Annotated in this window: 1 protein-coding gene; it reads left to right on the top strand. The window is 52.3% G+C overall.

All coding sequences use genetic code 11. The features are described from left to right. Positions 1 to 285: glutathione S-transferase C-terminal domain-containing protein (locus ABF638_RS38430; RefSeq protein ID WP_435027961.1), on the top strand; the 285-nt coding region annotated here is incomplete at both ends.

Raw genomic sequence — 285 nt, 5'->3', positions numbered from 1 at the left:
GCACCCCAAGCCCTTACTTTCTATCGGGCTTCGGCATCGTCGATGTCATTTTTACACCATATCTTGAACGGATGAATGCGAGCCTTTACTACTATAAGGGCTACTCCCTGCGAGAGGAAAACCCTCGCTTGAGCGCATGGTTTGCCGCAATGGAAAGCCGAACTACCTACTGCGGTACCCAGAGCGACTTTCACACCCATGCACATGATTTACCGCCCCAGATGGGGGGTTGTTGGGAAAACGGCGAAACCCAGATGCTTCTCAATAAAGCGCGGGTGGATAACG

It is taken from the genome of Nostoc sp. CALU 1950, assembly GCF_051172895.1.
Taxonomy (GTDB): domain Bacteria; phylum Cyanobacteriota; class Cyanobacteriia; order Cyanobacteriales; family Nostocaceae; genus Nostoc; species Nostoc edaphicum_A.
Note: the sequence above shows the minus strand (reverse complement) of the source record. Positions and strands in the feature narration are given on the sequence as shown.